Origin of the sequence: Methanobrevibacter sp., from assembly GCF_045130115.1 — an archaeon.
Classification (GTDB): domain Archaea; phylum Methanobacteriota; class Methanobacteria; order Methanobacteriales; family Methanobacteriaceae; genus Methanocatella.
Genome location: NZ_JBGUPC010000024.1, coordinates 67,741 through 87,412 on the forward strand (window position 1 = coordinate 67,741; position 19,672 = coordinate 87,412).

Sequence of the window (19,672 nt, forward strand, 5' to 3'; positions counted from 1 at the left end):
TACATATGAAATTGAGTAAACTGTTTGCGGACAGCTCCGATTTTGATGAAAAATCGAAGGAGATTGACAGCATTTTAGATTTGGATATGTTAAAGGACATTGCCAGAAACGAATTCGATTATCGGCTTCGAATTAAGGCAGTCCGATATATATCCGATGACTATTTTTTAAAGCAAATCATATACGATGATTCTAACAGGAATGTCAAGATTGCTGCTTTGGACAACCTCACCAACCCTAAGTATATTGAAGGCATAGCTAAAAATCATCCTAACTGTCATGTGAGGATTGCTGCAATCGAAAAAATAGATGACAAATTCGTGTTGAATGATATTGCTGAAAACGATTCAAACAAGAGCGTTAAAAAAATAGCTTTAGAAAAAATTAAAAAGATTATGTAACGGGTTTGTTACATAATATGCTTTTCTTCTTTTGGCGGCTTATTACCTTTGAATATATCCACATCAACTGCTTTGTTTCTGAATGAAACGATTATTGTACAGATTGCATCGCCTGTAACGTTTACTGCTGTTCTGAACATGTCAATCAAGTGATCTATTCCGAAGATAATGCCTATTGCCTGTACCGGAAGTCCTACGGAATTGAATACCATTGTCAGGGTTACAAGTCCAACGGAAGGAACGCCTGCAGTTCCTATGGATGCCATCACCGCAGTGAATATTACTGTCAGCAGCGCTGAAGTGCCCAAGTCGATACCATATGCCTGGGCTGCAAACATTACCGCCACACCCTGCATGATTGCTGTTCCGTCCATGTTTATTGTAGCACCTAAAGGTATGGTGAATGAACTTACGTCACGTGAAACGCCCATTTCTGAAAGCTTTTCAATGTTCAGAGGTATGGTCGCATTTGATGTTGAAGATGAGAATGCGAAGAACATGACTGAAATAAACCTCTTGAAGAATTTAATAGGGTTTAAACGTGTGAATATGACCAGTAATGACGGATAGACAATGAATGCCTGTATTGCCAGACCGATGAGTACGCAGACAATATATTTTGCAAGAGGCAGCAATCCTTCAAATCCAAGGCTTCCGAATGTTTTTGCCATCAGACAGAAGACTCCGATAGGGGCGAATTTCATGACGATTGATGTCATCTCCATCATGATTGTGTTTCCTTCGGTGAATATCTTGTTCGTGGCTTCTGTCTTTTCCCTTAGCTTGGCCAGTATGATACCGATAAGCAGTCCGAATATGATTACTGGAAGCATGTCTCCTGATGCAAGTGAACTGAAGGGATTGTCCGGAACTATATTCAGGATGGTGTCGGTCATTGTCTGGTTGACAGTTACGTTTGTTGTTCCAGCTATTCCATTCATGTCAAGCTCTGCACCTGGTTGAATGAAAATACCTATTGCCAAAGCGATTGTAACGGCTATTGCTGTTGTTATCAGATAAATCAGGATTGTGGTCCCACCGATTGATCCGATTGTCCTCAAATCTGATATTGAGGCAACGCCGACAACGATGGAAAAGAAAACGAGTGGCACAACAAGCATCTTCATCAGTTTGATGAACAGGTTTCCGCCCAGATAGAACACGTTGTCCATTAGCACTATGTCCTTGATAAATGAATCTGTAACATAGAAATTCAATATCAGACCCACTATCATACCCAGTACCATTCCAATGAGTATCTTATTTCCTAGGCTTATAGATTTTAGTCTACTTAACATTTTATGCCTCAAGTTAAGTTTTGTAAAAAATTGTTTATAAATATATCTTTGCATACATTGAAAATATATTTTTGAATGGTGATTTTAGAATATTAAATAGTAATATAATAATTTAATGCATTAAAAAAACAAATGGCGATATAATCAATCATGAAGTTAATTAAATGGCATTGATGGTTATAGGTATTCAATTATCTTAAGACCTGACTCGCTACATTTGTATAACCTGCCCTTCTTTGCCTCCTCATTAAGGCAGACAACAAGATTTTTGCTTTTCAAATCACTGAGGGATGATGAAACCTGGCTGGTTTTGAAATTGGTTTCACGGGCAATTTCAGAGGGCATCTTATACGTATTGCCGATTGCTTTCAGCGTTCCGATTCGGTATTTTGAAACTTTAACAAAACCTAAGATGGAATATAGTTCTTTTTCATTCATGTTAATATTTGTTTAAATTAAAAAACAAATGTTTATATACGAGATAATTTGCATTTATGTCTGTTTTCTAATAAATTAAACACATATTAAACGAAAAATTAATATTTGTCAAACGATAATATTCAAATGAGTGATATCATGGCTGATGCAACCTATGAGGAACTGATTCTTGACATATTGTATGTTGATGGAAGGATTTCAAAGGCCAAGCTTATCGGCATATTGGCAGGCCTCGTTGTTTTCATCATCTATCTGATTTATATGATTCCATATTCTCTAAGGGCAGGTCCATTGCCGTTTCTAATTACAGTATCAATATGCTTTTTCCAGATTGTGCTCTATTACTGCATATGCAGATTTGGAGGATATCTGATCAGAAGATTTACCAATTAAATTGAACTCATGAACCTTTCCTTGATGGTAATAGGGTCCAAATCTATTATAGGCGCTTTTGAATTTCCCGGTTCTGTCCTATAGACAACAAAGCTTACATCATCGCTTCTGATGATATCCCTGAGATTTATATCCCTGAAATCAAAGCTGTTTTTAAACCCAACACCCTTTGCAACATCCACAAGATCTATCTTTTGGGCGTAGGTGTCCTGGTTTCCTGTTGAGCCGTAGGCACCGTTGTCGATGACAATCCATGTGAGGTTGGAAGGGTTGTTTGCAAATATTGTCACAAGTGAACCCATGTTCATCAGAAGTGACCCGTCCCCGTCAATGACAACAACATCCTTATGAGGCTTTGCCATTGCAAGCCCGAAACCGATTGATGAGGCAAGCCCCATTGATCCGATCATGTAGAAGTTCTCAGACCTGTCATCTATCTCATAGAGCTCCCTTGACGGAAATCCTATATTGCAGATTACAAGTTCATCTTCAATGCTTTCCATTATTTCCTGTATCGCTTCATATCTTGCCATATTATCACCAGTATTTAATCTCCAATAGAATGCTCACCGGCTTTCCCTCATCTTCTGACTGTTCCCAGGACAGTCTTATGTCATCATATGCCGCTTCAGGTGTGGCAGGTGTGAAGAAGCTGAATCCCATTCCTTCAAGAATCAAAGGAGTGGATTCACCCATAGGGACCTGTCCGCAGATGCTTTCACCTTCTGTTCCCCTGTGGCTCATAATCATCAAGAGTGGAAATTCATACAGTTCCATCAATGACTTGAGGGCGTTAATTGAGTTTCCAAGACCTGAATTCTGCATCAGGATGGCTGTCCTTTTGCCGCCAAGATATGCTCCTGCACATATTCCTATCCCTTCCTCTTCACGTGTAACCGGAATGTGGGTAATTTCCGGGTCATCATCAATCATGTTCAATAGCTTTGACAAATTGACGCAGGGAACGCTGACTATAAAGTCGATTCCCGCATCCTTGAGTCCATCATAAATAGCTTCCGTACTATCCATTTTATCACTTCATTCTTATTATAATATAATTATGTTTAAAAGGTATTTAAATTTAATTTATATGCTAAATCATATTAGTTTTAAATTATTATCAGTTTTAATTTCAATAGACTAATTTTTAATTAATAGTAACCTTTTTATTTATTTAAATCCAATATAAAATCATGTTTGATAAACTACCCGTTTCCCCTGAGACAGAAAAGATTCTGACAAAATCCCTTGATGAGGAGATTTCTGTTGAAGAGGCAAACCATTTGATGAATATAAAAGGGCATGATCTGTACCCTTTACTTGCAACTGCTGATTTTTTAAGACACCAAATCGTTGGGGACAACGTAACATTCATTAACAACTGTAACATCAACTTTACAAATATCTGTACAGTCAGATGTGGCTTTTGTGCATTCGGAAAGGATGCCGATGACCCTGAAGCATATATCCTGAATGACGAGCAGATACTTGCCAAGGCGGAAGGTGCCGTTGCAAACGGTGCACGGGAATTCACATTGATGGGAGGAGTTCATCCTGATGCTGACATTGACTACTATATTCATCTGCTAACATTATTGAAGGACAATTTCCCAAATGTTACAATTCATGGATTTTCACCGACCATGGTAAGGGACGCATGTCTTGCTTCAGGAATAGACATGGCAGAAGGTTTTGAAGCCCTTAAGGATGCCGGCCTAGACACACTTCCTGGAACAGCTGCAGAAATACTCACCGACAGGTCAAGGGAAATAATCTGTCCTGAAAAGGTAAGCGTTGCGGAGTGGATTGATGCTGTCAAGACCGCTCAGGAAGTCGGAATTGAAGGATCAGCAACAATAATGTACGGACATGTTGAGACTCTGGAGGAAAGGGTAGAGCATATTGATATAATTAGACAGATTCAACATGAAACCCACGGTTTTACCGAGTTCATCCCAATGACATTCATGCATGAATATTCACCGATATTTCTGGAAGGCCAGTCAAATCTGGGAGCTACCGGAACACAGGACCTGAAGCTCTATGCCGTTTCAAGGCTTATGCTTAGGGATGTGATTCCAAACATCCAGGTGTCATGGGTAAAAATGGGATTCAGGTTCGCACAGGTTTCACTTATAGCCGGTACAAATGACCTTGGAGGCACATTAGGCGGAGATGAACTCTCAGAAGCTTCAGGCGCGCCTGATGGAGTTAATGCATCAATCGATACATTGGCACGTATGGTCAGGGACCTTGGCAGACATCCGATTGAAAGGAATTCCAATTATACCGAGTTTTATGAAATAGAATGAATAGGTGCATTATGAAGAAATTTATAGTCATCGATGGATTGGACGGTTCAGGAAAAGACACACAGGTCAACCTTTTGGCAGAGGCCTATGAGAAAAAGGGCCGCAATGTTACTGTCCGCTCCCATCCGTGCAGCGACAATAAGTTCGGCCGCAAATCAAAGCAGGCACTTCTCAAAACAGGCAAATACAATAAGATTAAGGCTACAGTATACTTCGGGCTTGATGCGATAAGGTCAGTCCATATGTATTACTATAACAAGGATGTTGATGTGGTCATATTTTCAAGGTATATTCTGGCGGTGATGTATCTTCCGAATGTCGTGAATACGATTGTATACAAGATTGTGGCGTTCGTCCTTCCGACTTCGGACTGCATGTTCTTTTTGGACATCACTCCAGAAGAGTCTCTCAGAAGGATAGGTTCCCGTGATGAGGAAACCGAAATGTTTGAAAATATAGAATCATTAAGGGAAAACCGTGAAAAATCCCAGAAGTTCACATACAATTGGAATGTGGTTCCCGCAGATGATTCCCCCGAAGTGATTTCAGAAAAAATAGTGGCCAAGTGCTTCAGCACCGACTAGATTATAATACTTCTTTTATTCCGTCGCTTGTGATGATCATCAGTGAGTTGAGGTTTTCAAGAACAAGTGAAACGATTGGATGGGTCTGTATGTCCTTGTGCATGAATATTACCTCATTGCCGACAATATCAATCCAGTTAACATGATAGACAACCACGCCGTTGACGATAAGTCCCAGGTATTCGGGAACGAATCTGTTTTCATTTATCTCTTCAAAGTAAGGGTTCTTTCTCAATATCTCTCTTAAAACTTTATCCATAATCATACACCTTTTCTTTCATAAACGAATTTTGGAACCGCCTTGTCGAAGGGATCAAATCTTTCCCTGTCTTTGACCTCCATGCACTTCATGCTCACCTTTGAGTGAAGGGAGGATGGCAATCTCAAAATCCTTTTAAGGTCGATTGATACCTTTGCGTCAATGGTTGCAAGGTTCACCCTGGCCATGGCATCGACAAGGTTCCTGTATCTTCTAGGCCCTATGTCCTTTTTGAAAAGTCCCCAGTTGTCGTTTTCAAGGTGGTGTCTTGAAGCAATTATGTCCTTCATGAGCTTGGCATTGATTCCGTCAATCTTTTCGTTGCCCACAAGATGCTGGATGTTGAACTTGACGCGATTTGTGAATATCTTCTGGTATCCTACAGGTATTGTGAAATGCTCGAAGTTGAAGCTCTGGTTGGATATTTCAGAGTTCATGAACTGGGACTTTGGAACCTCAGCCCCTGCGGCATACTTTAAAACTTCAGAGCGAAGCTCGCTTCCCGCTGTCATCATGTCCTCATCCATTATCCTTATGTGATATCCTCTTCCGGAGTATATCAGATGGATGTTTTTCAATCCCAAATCGCCTTCAAGAGTATCAATCAGGTTGTTAACTATTTCCAAAGCCTCGCCAAGACAGATTTCACAAACCCCATTGCACTGGCATGACCTGATCGGTATGTCCTTTGCGTCAACGTCAAAGATGTATTCCGCCTTAAGCCAATCCTCACGACGGCGGGGGTTGTTGTAGAATGCAACGGAGATGTATGCAGCAAAGGGAGCCTTGTATCTGAGGAATTTTCTAAGGGACTCTGTTCCACCGAAGACCTTGTATCTGTCATTTGGCCCTCGTCCGTTATGGTCAAAACCGAACTCCCTTTTCTTGATGTCCTTGGATATGAACTCGGGAAGGTCCTTCGGGTCCCATTCCTCACGGTAGTATTGCCTTCTCTCCTTTATTGTAGCTTTGGAAAACATGATAATAGTTATATTTCATAAAGTATTTATTTATTCGCCAAGTGTGCTTTTGTGATTTTGCACACATTATATTAATCAGGACAGATATAATATTTTCATGGAAGAGATTGTTGAAGTAATAGGAGTGGAACATCTGAAGGCTGTCCTTTCAGGTCTGACTCCAGAAGAAATCGTGAAGCCGGCATATGACAATTGGATGGGTGGCATCAAGACAGGCCATACCATTTTGAACCTTGAAACAGGTAATGTCTATGGATTGGGCATTGATTTTAATCAACTTCCATTGGCGGATGAAATATATATTGAACTGTTTACAATCGAATCCCATGAAACTCCCGTCAGTGAGGAGGACTTCTTTTCAAAACATGAATATGAGGAGTTTCTGGACTTCAGCAGTGATGATCCATGCGAATATATTCCTGACATCATTACCGAATTCTGTGAAATGAAGGGCATTGACGAGTACGAAAGGACAATAGGCGTTCTTGCATATAACTTCGAGAAAACCGAACAGGGAAACTATAACATGTGGGAATCAAAGATTTTAAACAAATATTACGATGCCATTTATGAAAACCACAATCCCTTCGAATTTTCCCAATCAAGTTTGTAGGTTTTCTTATGTTGAGTTTTGATGAAAATAGGGATTTTCCATTTTACAATGAAATTCCAAGGATGCCACGAATCGGATGGTTTGTATTGCTAATCAGCATGGCTGTTTCTTATTTTGCTTATCAATATGTCTGGTCATTAACAAATGAGATTGTTGGGAGCATATTTTTCCTTGGGATAATGCTGATTCCTCTGCTTTATTTTTCAAATTGGGACTATTCACTATTCTTTAAAAAACCTACAAAAGACGAACTGATACTTGCCGCAGCAATGTTTGTAGCGTTTTTCATATATACAATGATTATGAGCAATTTTTTATATGCAAGCGGTCTGGCCAGCACCGGAAGTGGTGAGTGGAGCATTGCTACTATAGTGGCGCTGATATTTTCCATGATGGCCGAAGAGCTGATGAAGTTCATTCCATTGATGTTTTTACTGAGGATTTTCTTTAAATACACATCCAATCGCAGATTATCGCTTGGCGTATCCTGCGCAATCACATTGGTCTTTTTTGCATTGCTGCATATGGAACCGGGAGTTTCTATATTTTCATTGCTTCTGATTCAGGGTTTGGGTTCAGCATTCCATCTGTATGTATATCTGAAAACAAAAAATCTCCTTGCATCATACATATCCCATCTGATGACTGATGCAATTATTCTAATAATGGCCCTGTTCGGAATCTTTGGGGCTTAATTTAGGTTATTCCTTAGGTGATTCCTTGTCCAGCTGGAACTTTTTTCGTCCGTAGCATGAAAGCGGATTGTTTATTCCCTTGCAGGACTTGTCCGGATGGCAAAGGTTAGGCAGGTGAATCTTTATTTTCTCACAGCTCATAGGTGTGTACCATTTGGTTTCCCCTTCATGGTTGATGTCGACCCTTTCATGCATCCCGAAGCCCAGTTTTGATATGATGTTTATCTTTTCCTGAGGCTGGTCGTCGAATAATGGAGGGCTGCAGTTGTCTGCCGCATCAAAAATCAAAGGCAATATTTCATTTTCAGTGATTGACAAATCAGGGTCCATATCGGATACCTTGACTGTCTCATCGGATGCAAAAATTCTTGGATATAACCTTGCATATGAAGCAAATGATGTCAAAAGCAATACGATTGCATCGTTACGTCCACCTGATGAGACTCCCTCGACGGTTGCCTTGATGCATGGCGGGAAGGCTTCAGGGATAAGTTTTCCGGCTTCCACTGTACCGTATATTCCTCCGCTTCCTGCATAGTACTGGTTGTATTTGCTGATTTCCTCAGGTATGAATTCCTTTAAGTCCTCTGCTATTTTAGTTATTGCAGGGTGCATTTCAACTCTTGCGGACATTTCCTTGATGCGCGCAATGTATTCCTCGGTCTTCTGCATTATGAGCCTTGACAGGATCTGTTCCTTTACGCTGTCGCCGATGAGTATGTTGTACATTCTCTCAGGGCTTCTGTCTGTGAACTCATCGCCGAAACGGTAGAGGAAGTCATCCTGCTGGAGAACGATATCCCCCTGATCTATCAGCAGATCGGTAAGCTTTAGCTTTTTGGTTGCAATGACTTCACTTAGGGATTTCCAGGTGATTGCACCATCGACTTTTACCTCATCAAGAACCTCATCGATTATTTCGGCCCTTGACATTGGGGGAATTTTGGATAGCTTTTCTAAAATAAGTGTTCCCTGGGATTCAATGAACAGTCTGGTTTCACGTGAACCGAGGTTGAACTGTATGGCGATTGCCTGGCACAATATATGGAAGGCCACAACATCCTGAGCGTAGATGTCCTGATTGGTGAGGTATTCGAATTCAGATTGTGTAAAATTGGTGTTGTTCTTTTTCTCGATTGCCCAGAGCATTCGTTTCATACATAGGTCATATAATGATTTTGGAATCAGGGAGTCATCTGAAAACCTCTGGTTGGGTGTGCGGATACATATGTCTATCAGTGATTCGTTTTCATCGAATATCTGATTCAGATCTCCGTATTCCCTGATAATCAGTCTTCCTTCATCGGATAATGGATTTATGAATGAAACTTCTGCCATGCTTTTAACTTTTTATTTTATGTTTTAAATAGCTAACCTATTTTTAAAGTCAATATTGTATCCGGTTCGGATTCGGACAATTTGTGCAATATTAAAATTATCATTTTTTATGTTTAAATCTAATTTTCTTATTAAATAACATTGTTAAAAAATAACTATTATAATATATGAGCAACATAACTATACTATGTTTAAAATAGATAAGGGGATTAGATAAATGTCAAAGATTTTTATTTCATGCGCACTTCCTTATGCAAACGGACCATGTCATTTGGGCCATATCCGCTCAACATACCTTCCTGCGGATATCTATGCAAGATACAACAGGATGATCGGCAATGATGTGCTGATGGTCTGTGCAACCGATGAACATGGAACTCCGATTGCAGTTAAGGCGGACAAGGAAAAGAAAAAGCCGATAGAGATTTCAAAAAGATACCATGATATGATTGTAAAAGACGTTGAGTCAATGAACATATCACTGGACAATTTCACAAGGACCACAGATGAAGCCCACTACGAGCTGGCTCAAAACTTCTTCAAATCATTATATGACAATGGATACATCTACAGGGAAGACATCCAGCAATTATACTGTCCTAACTGTAACAAGTTCCTTCCGGACAGATACGTTGAAGGATTATGTCCTGTCTGCGGTTCCGAAGCAAGAGGAGACCACTGCGAAAAATGCGGAAAGGCCCTGAATCCAACCGAACTGGACGAGCCACACTGCATTACCTGCGGAACCACACCGATTATCAAGGACACCTTCCAGTATGCATTCAAGCTTTCAGAGCTTGAGGATGCTCTTAAGGAATATATCTCAACAAATGACAATCTTCCTGCAAACGTAAAGAACTATGCAACAAACTGGCTCAATGAAGGACTGACCGATTGGATTCTGACCCGTGACATGGACTGGGGAATACCTGTGCCGTTGGATGAGGCAAAAGGCAAGGTGTTATATGTATGGATTGAGGCTTTTCTCGGATACATATCCTCCGCAAGCCAATGGTCAAAGGTCTCAGGCAAGAAATGGGAAGAGTACTGGAACGATTATGTGGTTCATTTCATCGGAAAGGACATCATTTACCACCATTCCATATTCTGGCCGGGACTGCTGAAGGCATACGGCTGCAAGCTTCCTGACATGATATATGCAGGAGAATTCCTTTCCCTTGAAGGCGAAAAGATGTCAACCAGCAAGAACTGGGTCATATGGATAGCCGATTTCGTAAAGGACTATGAGCCGGACCTGCTCAGATACTACCTGACAATAAACGCTCCCCTCAACAGGGACTCAGACTTCTCATGGGATGACTTCCAGAGAAGAAACAATGACGAGCTGGCTGACGTGATAGGAAACTTCCTGCACAGGACATTCGTATTCACCAAAAAGCAATTCGACAGCAGAATACCTGAATATGTGAATCCGACAGAAGAGGATGAGGAATTCAGAAAGGCAATCGAAGAGCTTCCGGACAGTGCAGGTGCATATATAGCTGATTACGAATTCAGGGAAGCCCTTCTTGAAATATTCAAGGTGGCCAAGAAAGGAAATAAATACTTCAATGATGCGGAACCATGGAAGGCAATTAAAGAAGATCCTCAAAAGGCCGCAAACTGCTTATACTTATCTAATCAATTAGCTAAAACATTAGCTTACACCCTAAAACCTTTCCTTCCATCAAAAGCGGACAGGATTGCTGAAATAATGAACCTCGGTTCACTTGACAAATGGGAGGATGCAAAGATTTTTCTGGAATCCGGCCATGAGATAAACAAGGCAAAGCCATTATTCAAAAAGATTGAAGATAAGGAAATTGAAGCCCAAAAGGCAAAACTTAAAGAAAACCTAACTGAAAATGAGGATGATAACATGAGTGATTTAGTGACAATAGATCAATTTGATGAATTTGTAATAAAGATAGGAGAAGTTAAAGAGGCTGAAAAAATCGAAAAGTCCGACAAGTTATTGAAGCTGCAGGTCGACCTGGGTGAGGAAAAGCCTAGACAGATTGTTGCGGGATTAGCAAAATTCTATGATGCAGAAGATTTAATCGGAAGAAAAGTATGTGTAGTCGCCAACCTTCAGCCTGCAAAGCTATTCGGAACATTATCAGAAGGTATGATTTTGGCAACCGGAGCATCAGGAGCACTACTAAGTCCTGATGAAAATGCTGAAGTAGGCGAAAGAATTCAATAAATAGATAAAATGCCTGAATCTGTCCTAGTCAACAAAGCCGAGAACTACTTAAAAGAGATTGCAGAGGATTCAATCAGTCTGGATGACATTGAAGAGTTTGAATCCTTCAAGAATCTTTACTTTAAACTAGAGGACAGATTAAACTATTTGCAGAAGTTAAGGGAGGACATGGACCGACAGGGGTACACCACACCATTCACATCCCTAAGCAGATACGGAACAAAGACTGTATCTGAAGTACCTGCCGACGAGATACGTGAAACCAGCCGCCATAACCAGATATTCAGGACAACAGCCAACGCCAAAAAGAACATTCTGGACCGTGTGAAATCAGCCATTGACTCACATATGATTGCACTTGGAAACCTTGAGCAGTTCGGATATGTGAAATGCAACTCATGCTATAAGAAATATTCCATTAGTGAATTTAAAGGAATGGAAGGCCAATGCAAGAACTGTAAAAGCACATCATTTTCATTTAAGGTGAACAAGGAACTTACTCATAGGATTGATATAATACCTTACCTGCCACTTTCCGGAAACTATATGGTTCTGAAGAGTGAACTGTCACAGTATGCAAGGGAATCATACAAGCAGGTTTTGAACATCCTGAAGCAGGAGCGAAGAGGTCACGTCAAGACAATAACCCTTGTAATCAGATTCAAGGATGAAAACAACCGTCTGATTCGAAAAAGCATAACATTTGGCTCCGAATATGTTGACAATTATGAGGAAGAGGCAAGAAACCGGTATGGTAGAAATGTGCGCATAGAGGACATAAAGTTCCACAGGACAAAACCGGCAATCATTGACGACAATCATGCTAGAACTGCAATAGCACTGGCATATGTCGGTTATGCCCAGAAAATAATAACTGAAATTGAAGATGACATATTGAAGCGCAACCTGACTGACTTCAAAAGGATTAACAAATATGATGAAATCCTTGAGGAATATGAAAACCAGAGGCCTGATTTCATTGACGAGTATGACCATGATGAGATAGAGGCATGGAGAAAATCCAAAATCGAGAAGAGATTCAGAAGCCTTAACTATATCGACAGGTTCGGAAACATTACCCGGTCCCTCAGGCGTGACATAAAGGTCAGGGAAAACATCTACAGAAACATATTCCAGAACATCGCATACACCCTGATAGTCTGGGACATGTTCAAATATTACATGACAACCTCAAACAATGCCAGAAAAATCAAATTGGGACCATTTCCATATATACGCGTAGAGCTTGACCGTGAGCAGAGAAGAGCTTTCCAGACCACATACAATAAGGTCATCGAGATTCTCAACGACTTCACTGACATCAAGATTATTCCGATTCCAGAAATGGATTTGCTTTTATATGAAAAGTTCAAGTTCGAAAAGAAAATACTTAAATCCAACATCAAGTTCAACCATGTTGCACTGGGTGCCGCATTGATTACTCAGAACTCTGAAATCGAGCTTGAAAGCATAAGCTATGCATTCAACATCAACGAATCAAAAATCAAAAATGAAATCGAACTTATAGACCAGGTCTTGAATCCGAAAAGTGAAAGATCCAAGGAATTCCTTGAAATGATCAAAAAGTGATATTATGGACGAGAAAGTCATAACAATTCATATCACCAAGGCGATGTCCTCTTCCATGATTGTGAATTTGATGGATGAGTATCCAAACCTTGAGGAGATAACATGCGCTCCCAGCGTATACAAGAGAACCTCAAAAAAATATATCAAAGCACTGAAGACCTTGGGCATTGAGGTCAGGACCAAATACAAATGGGGAGCCGAATCAAGAAGCAACGGCATCGAGTTTTATGTAGCTAAACTGTCTGGTGAAGGACTGAGCGCAAGGCAGATTTCACAAAAGCTTGACATTCCGCTCAGCCGTGTATATTATCTGCTTAAAAAAAGCAAAACTAATTTTGACAACAGAAAAAGGAAACATGACCACACCGAAATCAAACGACTGAAAGAGGACGGATGGACTGCAAAGGAAATTGCCGAAAAGTTGGACATGCCCCTGAGAAGCGTCTATTATATCCTCAACAAAAAATAATTGTTATGATTAATTATTTTAATCAGTAATAAGATATATAATCTTATGATGATTTTACCTCAACTCCCATTATATGCAATTGCAATAATCTGCGGCTTATTGTCTTTTGTGGTAACAAGATTAGCAATGCCGAAAATTATATCCAAACTCGAAGCGGCAGACATTGTCGGAAAGGACATACACAAATCCTGGAGACCTGTCGTTGCCGAAATGGGCGGATTTGGAATATTGTTCGGTTTCATTATAGGAATGTTTTCCGGAATATACATGCACGATATCCTTACATTCCCATTGGTGATTGTACTTGTGGTCATTCTGCTTGTAGGAATGATAGGTATTGTTGATGACCTTCTTGCACTCTCATCAAAGGAAAAGTTCTTTTTACTCTTTCTTGCAGGCCTTCCACTGATATGGGCTGCACCGCCTAATGTAGGCCTTTTGTATCTGATTACAATCCCTATTGCATTGTCAATAGGATCCAACCTGACCAACATGCTTGCCGGTTTGAACGGTATCGAATCAGGTTTGGGCGTCATTTCAATGACTTCACTTACAATAGCTTGTATCATTTTAGGAAAATACGATGTTACAATCATTTCAATGAGTATGCTCGGTGCACTGATTGCATTTCTTTATTTCAACAGATATCCTGCAAAAATTTTCCCTGGAGATACAGGTACACTCATCATTGGAGCCGCCGTTGTGTGCATTGCATTCATAGGTAGGGTAAAACTGATTGCATTCATTGTTCTTATGCCGAACATCATCGATGCTGCATTGAAGTTCTATTCAGCAGGAGTTATGAACAGGCAACAGCAAAAGCCTACACAGCTGAATGATGAGGGGAAACTTGTCCGTCCCGAACAGGGCTTCAAGTCATTGATAAGACTGGTCTTAAGAAGGCCTATTGCAGAAAAGGATGCAGTTAAGATAATCTGGGCAATCGGAATAATCTTCGGACTTATAGGAATAGCCATTGCTTTGGTGATGCCTGGAATGCTTGAAAACAAGACACTTATGAACTTCCTTCAAATCAAGGAAATGTTCTATCATATATAGGTGATTGTATGAGGCCTTATGTAATATTGAATGCTGCAATGACATTGGACGGTAAAATCGCAACAGAATCAGGCAGTTCAAACATTTCCGGTAAAAAGGACCTTGAAAGGGTCCATGAAATCAGAAAGGAATGTGATGGAATAATGGTAGGTATAGGAACAGTCATTGCAGACGATCCGAGGCTTACGGTTCACAAGATTGATGCAAAGCCTGAAGACAATCCGGTTAGGGTGGTTGTTGACAGCAAATGCAGAACACCATCTGATGCCAGAATTACAAATTCAGATGCAAAAACCATAATCGCCGGAGCCAACGAATACAAGGAAGATTTCATGAAAAGCGAAACCTACGAGACTTTGAAGGACCGTGGCGTCAAGTTCTTCTTTTCAGGCGACAAAAGGGTTGACCTGAAGGCACTTATGAACTATCTTCATGAGGAAGGCATCGAAAAGCTGATGCTTGAAGGCGGAGCAACACTTAATTTTTCAATGATAAAGGCCGGACTGATTGATGAAATCAGCATTTGTGTGGCACCAATGGTAGTTGGCGGTGCCAATGCAAAGACATTTTTCGATGGCGATGGATTTAATACAATGGATGAATCAGTAAAGTTGGAGTTGATTGATTACTATCCATTAGATAAGGACTTCATTTTAAATTATAAGGTCTTGAATGACTGACCGGATATTATATTATACCATATGAAATCATCACTGGCAAAAATGCTTATCAATACTGATGCCAGTGTAGTCATGACAAATATAAGAAATACCTCTGCAGGTGTCAGGGCAAAGAAAAGCACAAGCAAAATAATTTCGCCTATTATGAATATCCTTAACGGATTTCCTGTTTTTACATAGCTTAAAAGACCCAAAAGCACAGGGGTCATGATTATAGCCAAAATATATAAAATTGAGTCATATAGTCCTACAAGGTTCATTACCGGCAGGTTAAGTATGTTCATAAACAGATACATCTCAATGACTGTCAGGAAGAATCCCTGAACCCCTCCGCAGATTGCCTGGGACAGGGTATGTTTTTTTAAAAGAACCCTTGACCAGATAAGGACAGGATATATCAGACCGAAAATAGCTCCAAAGGGACCCAACAGCAATATCAATGCACCTACAGGACCTGACAGTCCAGTGGTATGCACGCTTATTTTCCATTTTGTAGTAAACAGAAGCACAACACCGGTGTTTATTGAATAGCACAGAAGCAGACATGTAAGGAAGTTGTCCAAAGAGAATATGTAGCAGATGAGAAATCCTATGAAATATGAAACGATTCCGACAATTAGAGGCATGTACCTGTCTGATCTGTTTGAAATGTCGCTGTCGGTATTCAGCTTTTTAGCCCAGAACAGTATGATTGCCATCGGCAATACTGAAGCGAATATCAGTGAAACCACTTCAAGAACAATGAATTTTCCAAAATCAAATCCGTCTGCGGTAAATGATAATGTCAGGCATATTATCAGAAATAGGGGTATGCAGATAATCGGAGGATTCGTAAATGCTGAAATATTTTTTGCTATTTTAAGTCTGTTCATATTTTATATTATATGATTTCATAATATATAATCATGAAAGTCAATGTCAAAAACCATACGATGATGTATCCGGCTCCTGCCGTTGTTGCAAGCGCCTATGATGAGGAAGGAAATGCTGATGCATGCACTCTGGCCTTTGCTACAATGTGTTCCCATCATCCTCCTGCAGTCATGATTGCAATCAACTCAACCCTAAAGAGGAAAACCCTAAAAAGCATTCTCCATTCAAGGGAGTTCTGTCTGGCTTTTGGAAGCGTTGAACAGGTCGCTGAAGTTGACTATCTAGGCATCGAGTCAGGTTACCGCGAGGACAAGCTGTCAAAAATCGGTTTCACACACCAAAAAGGCCAAAAGGTCAATGCACCAATAATAAATGAGTTCAAATTGTCCCTTGAATGCAGGGTAATGCATATTGCCGAAGTGGGTTCCCACACCCAGATAACAGGCGAAATTGTCAATGTCCAGGCTGAAGAGGAGATTGTTGACGACAAAGGCAAAATAATTTTCGAAAAGCTTAATCCCATTGCATATGATGACATTACACACTCCTATTTCAGGCTAGGGGAAAAGATTGGCGATGCGTTTAAAGTCGGCCTGATTTTCAGAAAATAATTTAAATGTTAAAATAAATATACAATATTAATTATATTTTGAGGGATTTATTATGAAAATGGAAATCGAATTAACTGAGGAACAGGCTGAAAAAGTCAGGATTTTAAAGGAAAACGGCATAGAAGTGGGTGAGGCCATTGAAATGTTCTTTGATATGAGAAATGTTGTATCAGAGTCCGGTAACCGTATTCTGGAAAAGAAAATTGAGGATGCCCAAAAGGAAAAGGCCTATCTTGAAGAAAAACTCGCAAAAGTCGACAAGGAGCTTACATATTTCGAAAAGATTAATGACAACTCTCTTGATATTACCCAAAAGCGTAAAGTATTGGAAAAGGAATATGGAATACAGCCTAAAACCTATGATGAAAAGGTTATGGACACAAAACACAAGATCCAGTGGTCAAACTTTTTCAAATCATAATTTCCATTTCTTTTTTTATTATTTTTTTAATTGTTGCAAAGTCAATAGTTGTTAATGCAACAGTTTATATACTAGAAAATATTAATAGTATGCTATGAAATCATTAGTAGCATATTATTCTAGATCAAATATTACAAAAAAACTTGCAGAAACTATCGCAGATAACGTTAATGCAGACATTGAAGAGATAATTCCTAAAGAGAATTATCAGGGAAAGCTTGGATATGCACGTGCAGGAAAGCATGCACTATCCGAAAAGATTATTGGCATTGAAGATTTGAAGTTCGACCCTGCCGACTATGATATGGTGTATATCGGAGCACCTGTCTGGGCGGGAAAAGTGGCGACACCTGCCCTTTCATACATAAAGAACAATGAGGGAAAGCTCAATAATGTCAAGTTATTCATGACCGCCGCAACCAGTGATTTCGACAAGTCATTCAAGCAAGTCGAAAAATACTCAGTAAAACCTGTTAAGACATTGGGCCTAACCACAAAGCAGGTCAAAAAAGATGACTTTAATTTGGATTCATTTTTAGAGTAGATAAGATGTCTCTTGATGAATTTAAAAACATGGACTGCTCAATAATTCCAATCAGCAACCTGATTGCCATGATAGCAAGAGGCCAGTCCATCTATATGAACAACAGACTGGGCGACTTGGGCATCAATGAAACCCAGCTTCATCTTCTCTTTGAAATATCACATCATGACAATCTCAATCAGGAAAAGATTGCAACAAGATGCAACATAAACAAAGGGGCTGTTGCAAGATCCATCAGGAAGCTTGAGGAGAAGGGATTTGTCCTAAGAACAATTGATGAAAACAACAGGCGCCAGAATATGGTTTCACTTACCGATAAAGGTGGAGAAACCCTATCAAAGGCAATCACAGTCCTGAAGGATTGGGAAGATGAAGTCATAAAGGAAAAAGGTTATGTTGACAAGGAACTATTGCAATTGGTTTTAAGGGAAATTGCTATTAAGACCATGGAGTTAAATGAAGGAGAATAAAAATGGCAAAAGAGAAAAGCAAAAATATTGAAATGATTACAGGAGATCCTAAAAAGGCTATCGTCAAACTGGCACTGCCGATGATGCTTTCAATGCTATTGATTATGCTTTATAATATAGCGGACAGTATCTGGGTGGCAGGGCTTGGTGCAGACGCGCTGGCTGCAATAGGATTCATCACACCGCTATTTATGGTATTGGTAGGATTGGGTAACGGTATAGGTGCAGGTGCAAATTCACTTATCGCAAGATACATCGGAGCAAACAACTACAAGCAGGCAAACAATGCTGCTCTGCACGGTATCGTATTGTCAATTATCGTATCAGTCATATTTACAGTGCTCATTGAAGCCTTTATGGTGCCTATCCTTCAGTTCATGGGTGCGGGAAAGACAATCCAGTATGCACTGGACTACAGCTACATCATCTTCGGATTCCTTTTCATATTCGTATACTCCGGAGTCGCATCAGCTATATTCAGGTCTGAAGGGGACATGAGAAGGGCAACAATAGCTATTGCGGTAACCGCAATCCTGAACATCATCCTTGACCCTATTTTCATTTATATCCTGAACTTTGGAATATCAGGTGCAGCATGGGCAACAGTCATTTCAGCTACAATGTCCTGTGTAGTCATGAGCTATTGGATCTGGGGTAAAAAGGACCTTTACCTTGACCTGTCTTTAAAGAACTTTGACTATCAGTCTTATATAATGCTTGACACCCTGCAGGTTGCCATTCCGTCAACATTGGAAAACATCGTATTTTCCGCCTTGGCGATAATCATCAACTCAATGCTGGTAATGGCTGACGGAACAACTGCGGTAGCTGTATATACCGCATCAATGAGGATTGTCCAATTGTCCATGATTCCACTGATAGGTATCGGAACAGCAGTATTGACAGTGACAGGTGTTGCATATGGGGCACACAACTACAAAAACCTGCAGACTGCACATTCCTATTCAATAAAATTAGGTTTTATTGTATCAATCGCCCTGGGAATCGTGATATACATATTCTCACCTCAAATTGCGGCAATGTTTGCATACACTTCAGCAAGCTCAACACTGGCTCCAGAAATTGCACATGCAATATCAGTGCTGACACTCTTCGTTCTTGCAATTCCTCATGGTATAATGTCATCCATGATGTTTCAGGGTGTCGGAAAGGGAGTCTACTCATTGCTGATTACCCTATTGAGGTCATTGATTCTTGAAAGTGTATTCGCATACATATTAGGATTCATATTCGGATGGGGCGTTGTTGGAATATATATTGGTATTATTCTTGGATGTTTCGTTGGAGGAACAGTGGGATACATCTGGGCAAAGCTGTTCATCAGAAGATTCAAGGCAATCTCAATCAAGAAATATACACCACAAAAAGAAGACTAGTTCTGATAACTAGTTTTTTATACTTTTTTTTACTAATAACT

The 19,672-nt window shown here is 40.0% G+C and carries 24 protein-coding genes; 16 read left to right on the plus strand and 8 right to left on the minus strand.

Features of this window, described 5'->3' with window-relative positions:
- Positions 1–5: 5 nt before the first annotated feature.
- Positions 6–401 (plus strand): hypothetical protein, encoded by a 396-nt coding sequence (locus ACJMML_RS04385; protein WP_405306159.1) that lies wholly within the window; start codon positions 6–8, stop codon positions 399–401.
- Positions 402–409: 8 nt separating this feature from the next.
- Here the strand turns inward: ACJMML_RS04385 and ACJMML_RS04390 are convergent, their stop codons facing one another.
- Together ACJMML_RS04390 and ACJMML_RS04395 are read right to left on the minus strand one after the other, a co-directional pair.
- Positions 410–1,699: a dicarboxylate/amino acid:cation symporter gene (locus ACJMML_RS04390; protein WP_405306160.1), complete on the minus strand. Its 1,290-nt coding sequence runs from the start codon at positions 1,697–1,699 to the stop codon at positions 410–412.
- 177 nt (positions 1,700–1,876) lie between these two features.
- Positions 1,877–2,137, minus strand: a complete 261-nt coding sequence (locus ACJMML_RS04395; protein ID WP_405306161.1) for a MarR family transcriptional regulator — start codon at positions 2,135–2,137, stop codon at positions 1,877–1,879.
- Positions 2,138–2,275: 138 nt separating this feature from the next.
- Between ACJMML_RS04395 and ACJMML_RS04400 the strand changes: the two genes are divergently transcribed.
- Positions 2,276–2,530, plus strand: a complete 255-nt coding sequence (locus tag ACJMML_RS04400; protein WP_405306162.1) for a hypothetical protein — start codon at positions 2,276–2,278, stop codon at positions 2,528–2,530.
- Here the strand turns inward: ACJMML_RS04400 and comE are convergent.
- Both comE and comD read right to left on the minus strand, forming a co-directional pair.
- On the minus strand, positions 2,527–3,063 hold the full coding sequence (comE, locus tag ACJMML_RS04405; RefSeq protein WP_405306163.1) for a sulfopyruvate decarboxylase subunit beta: 537 nt from the start codon (positions 3,061–3,063) through the stop codon (positions 2,527–2,529). The two genes, ACJMML_RS04400 and comE, sit on opposite strands and share 4 nt — an antisense overlap.
- A 4-nt stretch (positions 3,064–3,067) precedes the next feature.
- Positions 3,068–3,559, minus strand: coding sequence for a sulfopyruvate decarboxylase subunit alpha (gene comD / locus ACJMML_RS04410; RefSeq protein ID WP_405306164.1), 492 nt, complete (start codon positions 3,557–3,559; stop codon positions 3,068–3,070).
- A gap of 164 nt (positions 3,560–3,723) precedes the next feature.
- On the opposite strand from comD, the gene cofH reads away from it, so the two are divergent.
- Complete coding sequence (gene cofH / locus ACJMML_RS04415; protein WP_405306165.1) at positions 3,724–4,842, plus strand: 5-amino-6-(D-ribitylamino)uracil--L-tyrosine 4-hydroxyphenyl transferase CofH; 1,119 nt, start codon at positions 3,724–3,726, stop codon at positions 4,840–4,842.
- Positions 4,843–4,853: 11 nt separating this feature from the next.
- A complete protein-coding gene (locus ACJMML_RS04420; RefSeq protein WP_405306166.1) occupies positions 4,854–5,426 on the plus strand; it encodes a thymidylate kinase in 573 nt (190 codons plus the stop codon).
- A 1-nt stretch (position 5,427) separates the two neighbouring features.
- On the opposite strand, the gene ACJMML_RS04425 is transcribed toward ACJMML_RS04420, so the two are convergent.
- A complete protein-coding gene (locus ACJMML_RS04425; protein WP_405306167.1) occupies positions 5,428–5,685 on the minus strand; it encodes a hypothetical protein in 258 nt (85 codons plus the stop codon).
- A 2-nt stretch (positions 5,686–5,687) separates the two neighbouring features.
- A complete protein-coding gene (gene priS, locus ACJMML_RS04430) occupies positions 5,688–6,665 on the minus strand; it encodes a DNA primase catalytic subunit PriS (protein ID WP_405306168.1) in 978 nt (325 codons plus the stop codon).
- A gap of 97 nt (positions 6,666–6,762) precedes the next feature.
- Here priS and ACJMML_RS04435 point away from each other — a divergent pair, with 97 nt between their 5' ends.
- Together ACJMML_RS04435 and ACJMML_RS04440 are read left to right on the plus strand one after the other, a co-directional pair.
- The gene (locus ACJMML_RS04435; RefSeq protein ID WP_405306169.1) at positions 6,763–7,278 is read left to right on the plus strand and encodes a hypothetical protein; all 516 of its coding nucleotides are present in this window, start codon (positions 6,763–6,765) and stop codon (positions 7,276–7,278) included.
- 8 nt (positions 7,279–7,286) lie between these two features.
- Complete coding sequence (locus ACJMML_RS04440; protein WP_405306170.1) at positions 7,287–7,973, plus strand: type II CAAX prenyl endopeptidase Rce1 family protein; 687 nt, start codon at positions 7,287–7,289, stop codon at positions 7,971–7,973.
- 6 nt (positions 7,974–7,979) lie between these two features.
- Here the strand turns inward: ACJMML_RS04440 and priL are convergent, their stop codons facing one another.
- Positions 7,980–9,311, minus strand: coding sequence for a DNA primase large subunit PriL (gene priL / locus ACJMML_RS04445; protein WP_405306171.1), 1,332 nt, complete (start codon positions 9,309–9,311; stop codon positions 7,980–7,982).
- A gap of 217 nt (positions 9,312–9,528) precedes the next feature.
- Here priL and metG point away from each other — a divergent pair, with 217 nt between their 5' ends.
- Genes metG through ACJMML_RS04470 form a run of 5 tightly spaced genes read left to right on the plus strand, consistent with a single transcriptional unit; the run spans position 9,529 to position 15,315 of the window.
- Positions 9,529–11,517: a methionine--tRNA ligase gene (gene metG / locus ACJMML_RS04450; RefSeq protein WP_405306172.1), complete on the plus strand. Its 1,989-nt coding sequence runs from the start codon at positions 9,529–9,531 to the stop codon at positions 11,515–11,517.
- Positions 11,518–11,526: 9 nt separating this feature from the next.
- Positions 11,527–13,107: a DUF530 domain-containing protein gene (locus ACJMML_RS04455; protein ID WP_405306173.1), complete on the plus strand. Its 1,581-nt coding sequence runs from the start codon at positions 11,527–11,529 to the stop codon at positions 13,105–13,107.
- 4 nt (positions 13,108–13,111) lie between these two features.
- Positions 13,112–13,576 carry a hypothetical protein gene (locus tag ACJMML_RS04460; protein ID WP_405306174.1) on the plus strand — a complete coding sequence of 155 codons (465 nt, stop codon included), beginning with the start codon at positions 13,112–13,114 and terminating at the stop codon, positions 13,574–13,576.
- Between the two features lie 45 nt (positions 13,577–13,621).
- Positions 13,622–14,635 (plus strand): MraY family glycosyltransferase, encoded by a 1,014-nt coding sequence (locus tag ACJMML_RS04465; RefSeq protein ID WP_405306175.1) that lies wholly within the window; start codon positions 13,622–13,624, stop codon positions 14,633–14,635.
- An 8-nt stretch (positions 14,636–14,643) separates the two neighbouring features.
- Positions 14,644–15,315, plus strand: coding sequence for a 2,5-diamino-6-(ribosylamino)-4(3H)-pyrimidinone 5'-phosphate reductase (locus ACJMML_RS04470; RefSeq protein ID WP_405306176.1), 672 nt, complete (start codon positions 14,644–14,646; stop codon positions 15,313–15,315).
- Here ACJMML_RS04470 and ACJMML_RS04475 read toward each other — a convergent pair.
- Positions 15,294–16,187 carry a hypothetical protein gene (locus ACJMML_RS04475; RefSeq protein WP_405306177.1) on the minus strand — a complete coding sequence of 298 codons (894 nt, stop codon included), beginning with the start codon at positions 16,185–16,187 and terminating at the stop codon, positions 15,294–15,296. The genes ACJMML_RS04470 and ACJMML_RS04475 overlap by 22 nt on opposite strands.
- A gap of 33 nt (positions 16,188–16,220) precedes the next feature.
- Between ACJMML_RS04475 and ACJMML_RS04480 the strand changes: the two genes are divergently transcribed.
- The 5 genes from ACJMML_RS04480 (at position 16,221) to ACJMML_RS04500 (ending at position 19,631) form a co-directional block, all read left to right on the plus strand.
- Entirely contained in the window at positions 16,221–16,799 is a 579-nt protein-coding gene (locus ACJMML_RS04480) for a flavin reductase family protein (RefSeq protein WP_405306178.1), read from the plus strand.
- A 52-nt stretch (positions 16,800–16,851) separates the two neighbouring features.
- Positions 16,852–17,220 (plus strand): hypothetical protein, encoded by a 369-nt coding sequence (locus ACJMML_RS04485; RefSeq protein WP_405306179.1) that lies wholly within the window; start codon positions 16,852–16,854, stop codon positions 17,218–17,220.
- A gap of 94 nt (positions 17,221–17,314) precedes the next feature.
- The gene (locus tag ACJMML_RS04490) at positions 17,315–17,764 is read left to right on the plus strand and encodes a flavodoxin family protein (RefSeq protein ID WP_405306180.1); all 450 of its coding nucleotides are present in this window, start codon (positions 17,315–17,317) and stop codon (positions 17,762–17,764) included.
- A gap of 5 nt (positions 17,765–17,769) precedes the next feature.
- Positions 17,770–18,234 carry a MarR family winged helix-turn-helix transcriptional regulator gene (locus tag ACJMML_RS04495; RefSeq protein WP_405306182.1) on the plus strand — a complete coding sequence of 155 codons (465 nt, stop codon included), beginning with the start codon at positions 17,770–17,772 and terminating at the stop codon, positions 18,232–18,234.
- 2 nt (positions 18,235–18,236) lie between these two features.
- Positions 18,237–19,631 (plus strand): MATE family efflux transporter, encoded by a 1,395-nt coding sequence (locus ACJMML_RS04500; RefSeq protein ID WP_405306184.1) that lies wholly within the window; start codon positions 18,237–18,239, stop codon positions 19,629–19,631.
- Positions 19,632–19,672: the final 41 nt, after the last annotated feature.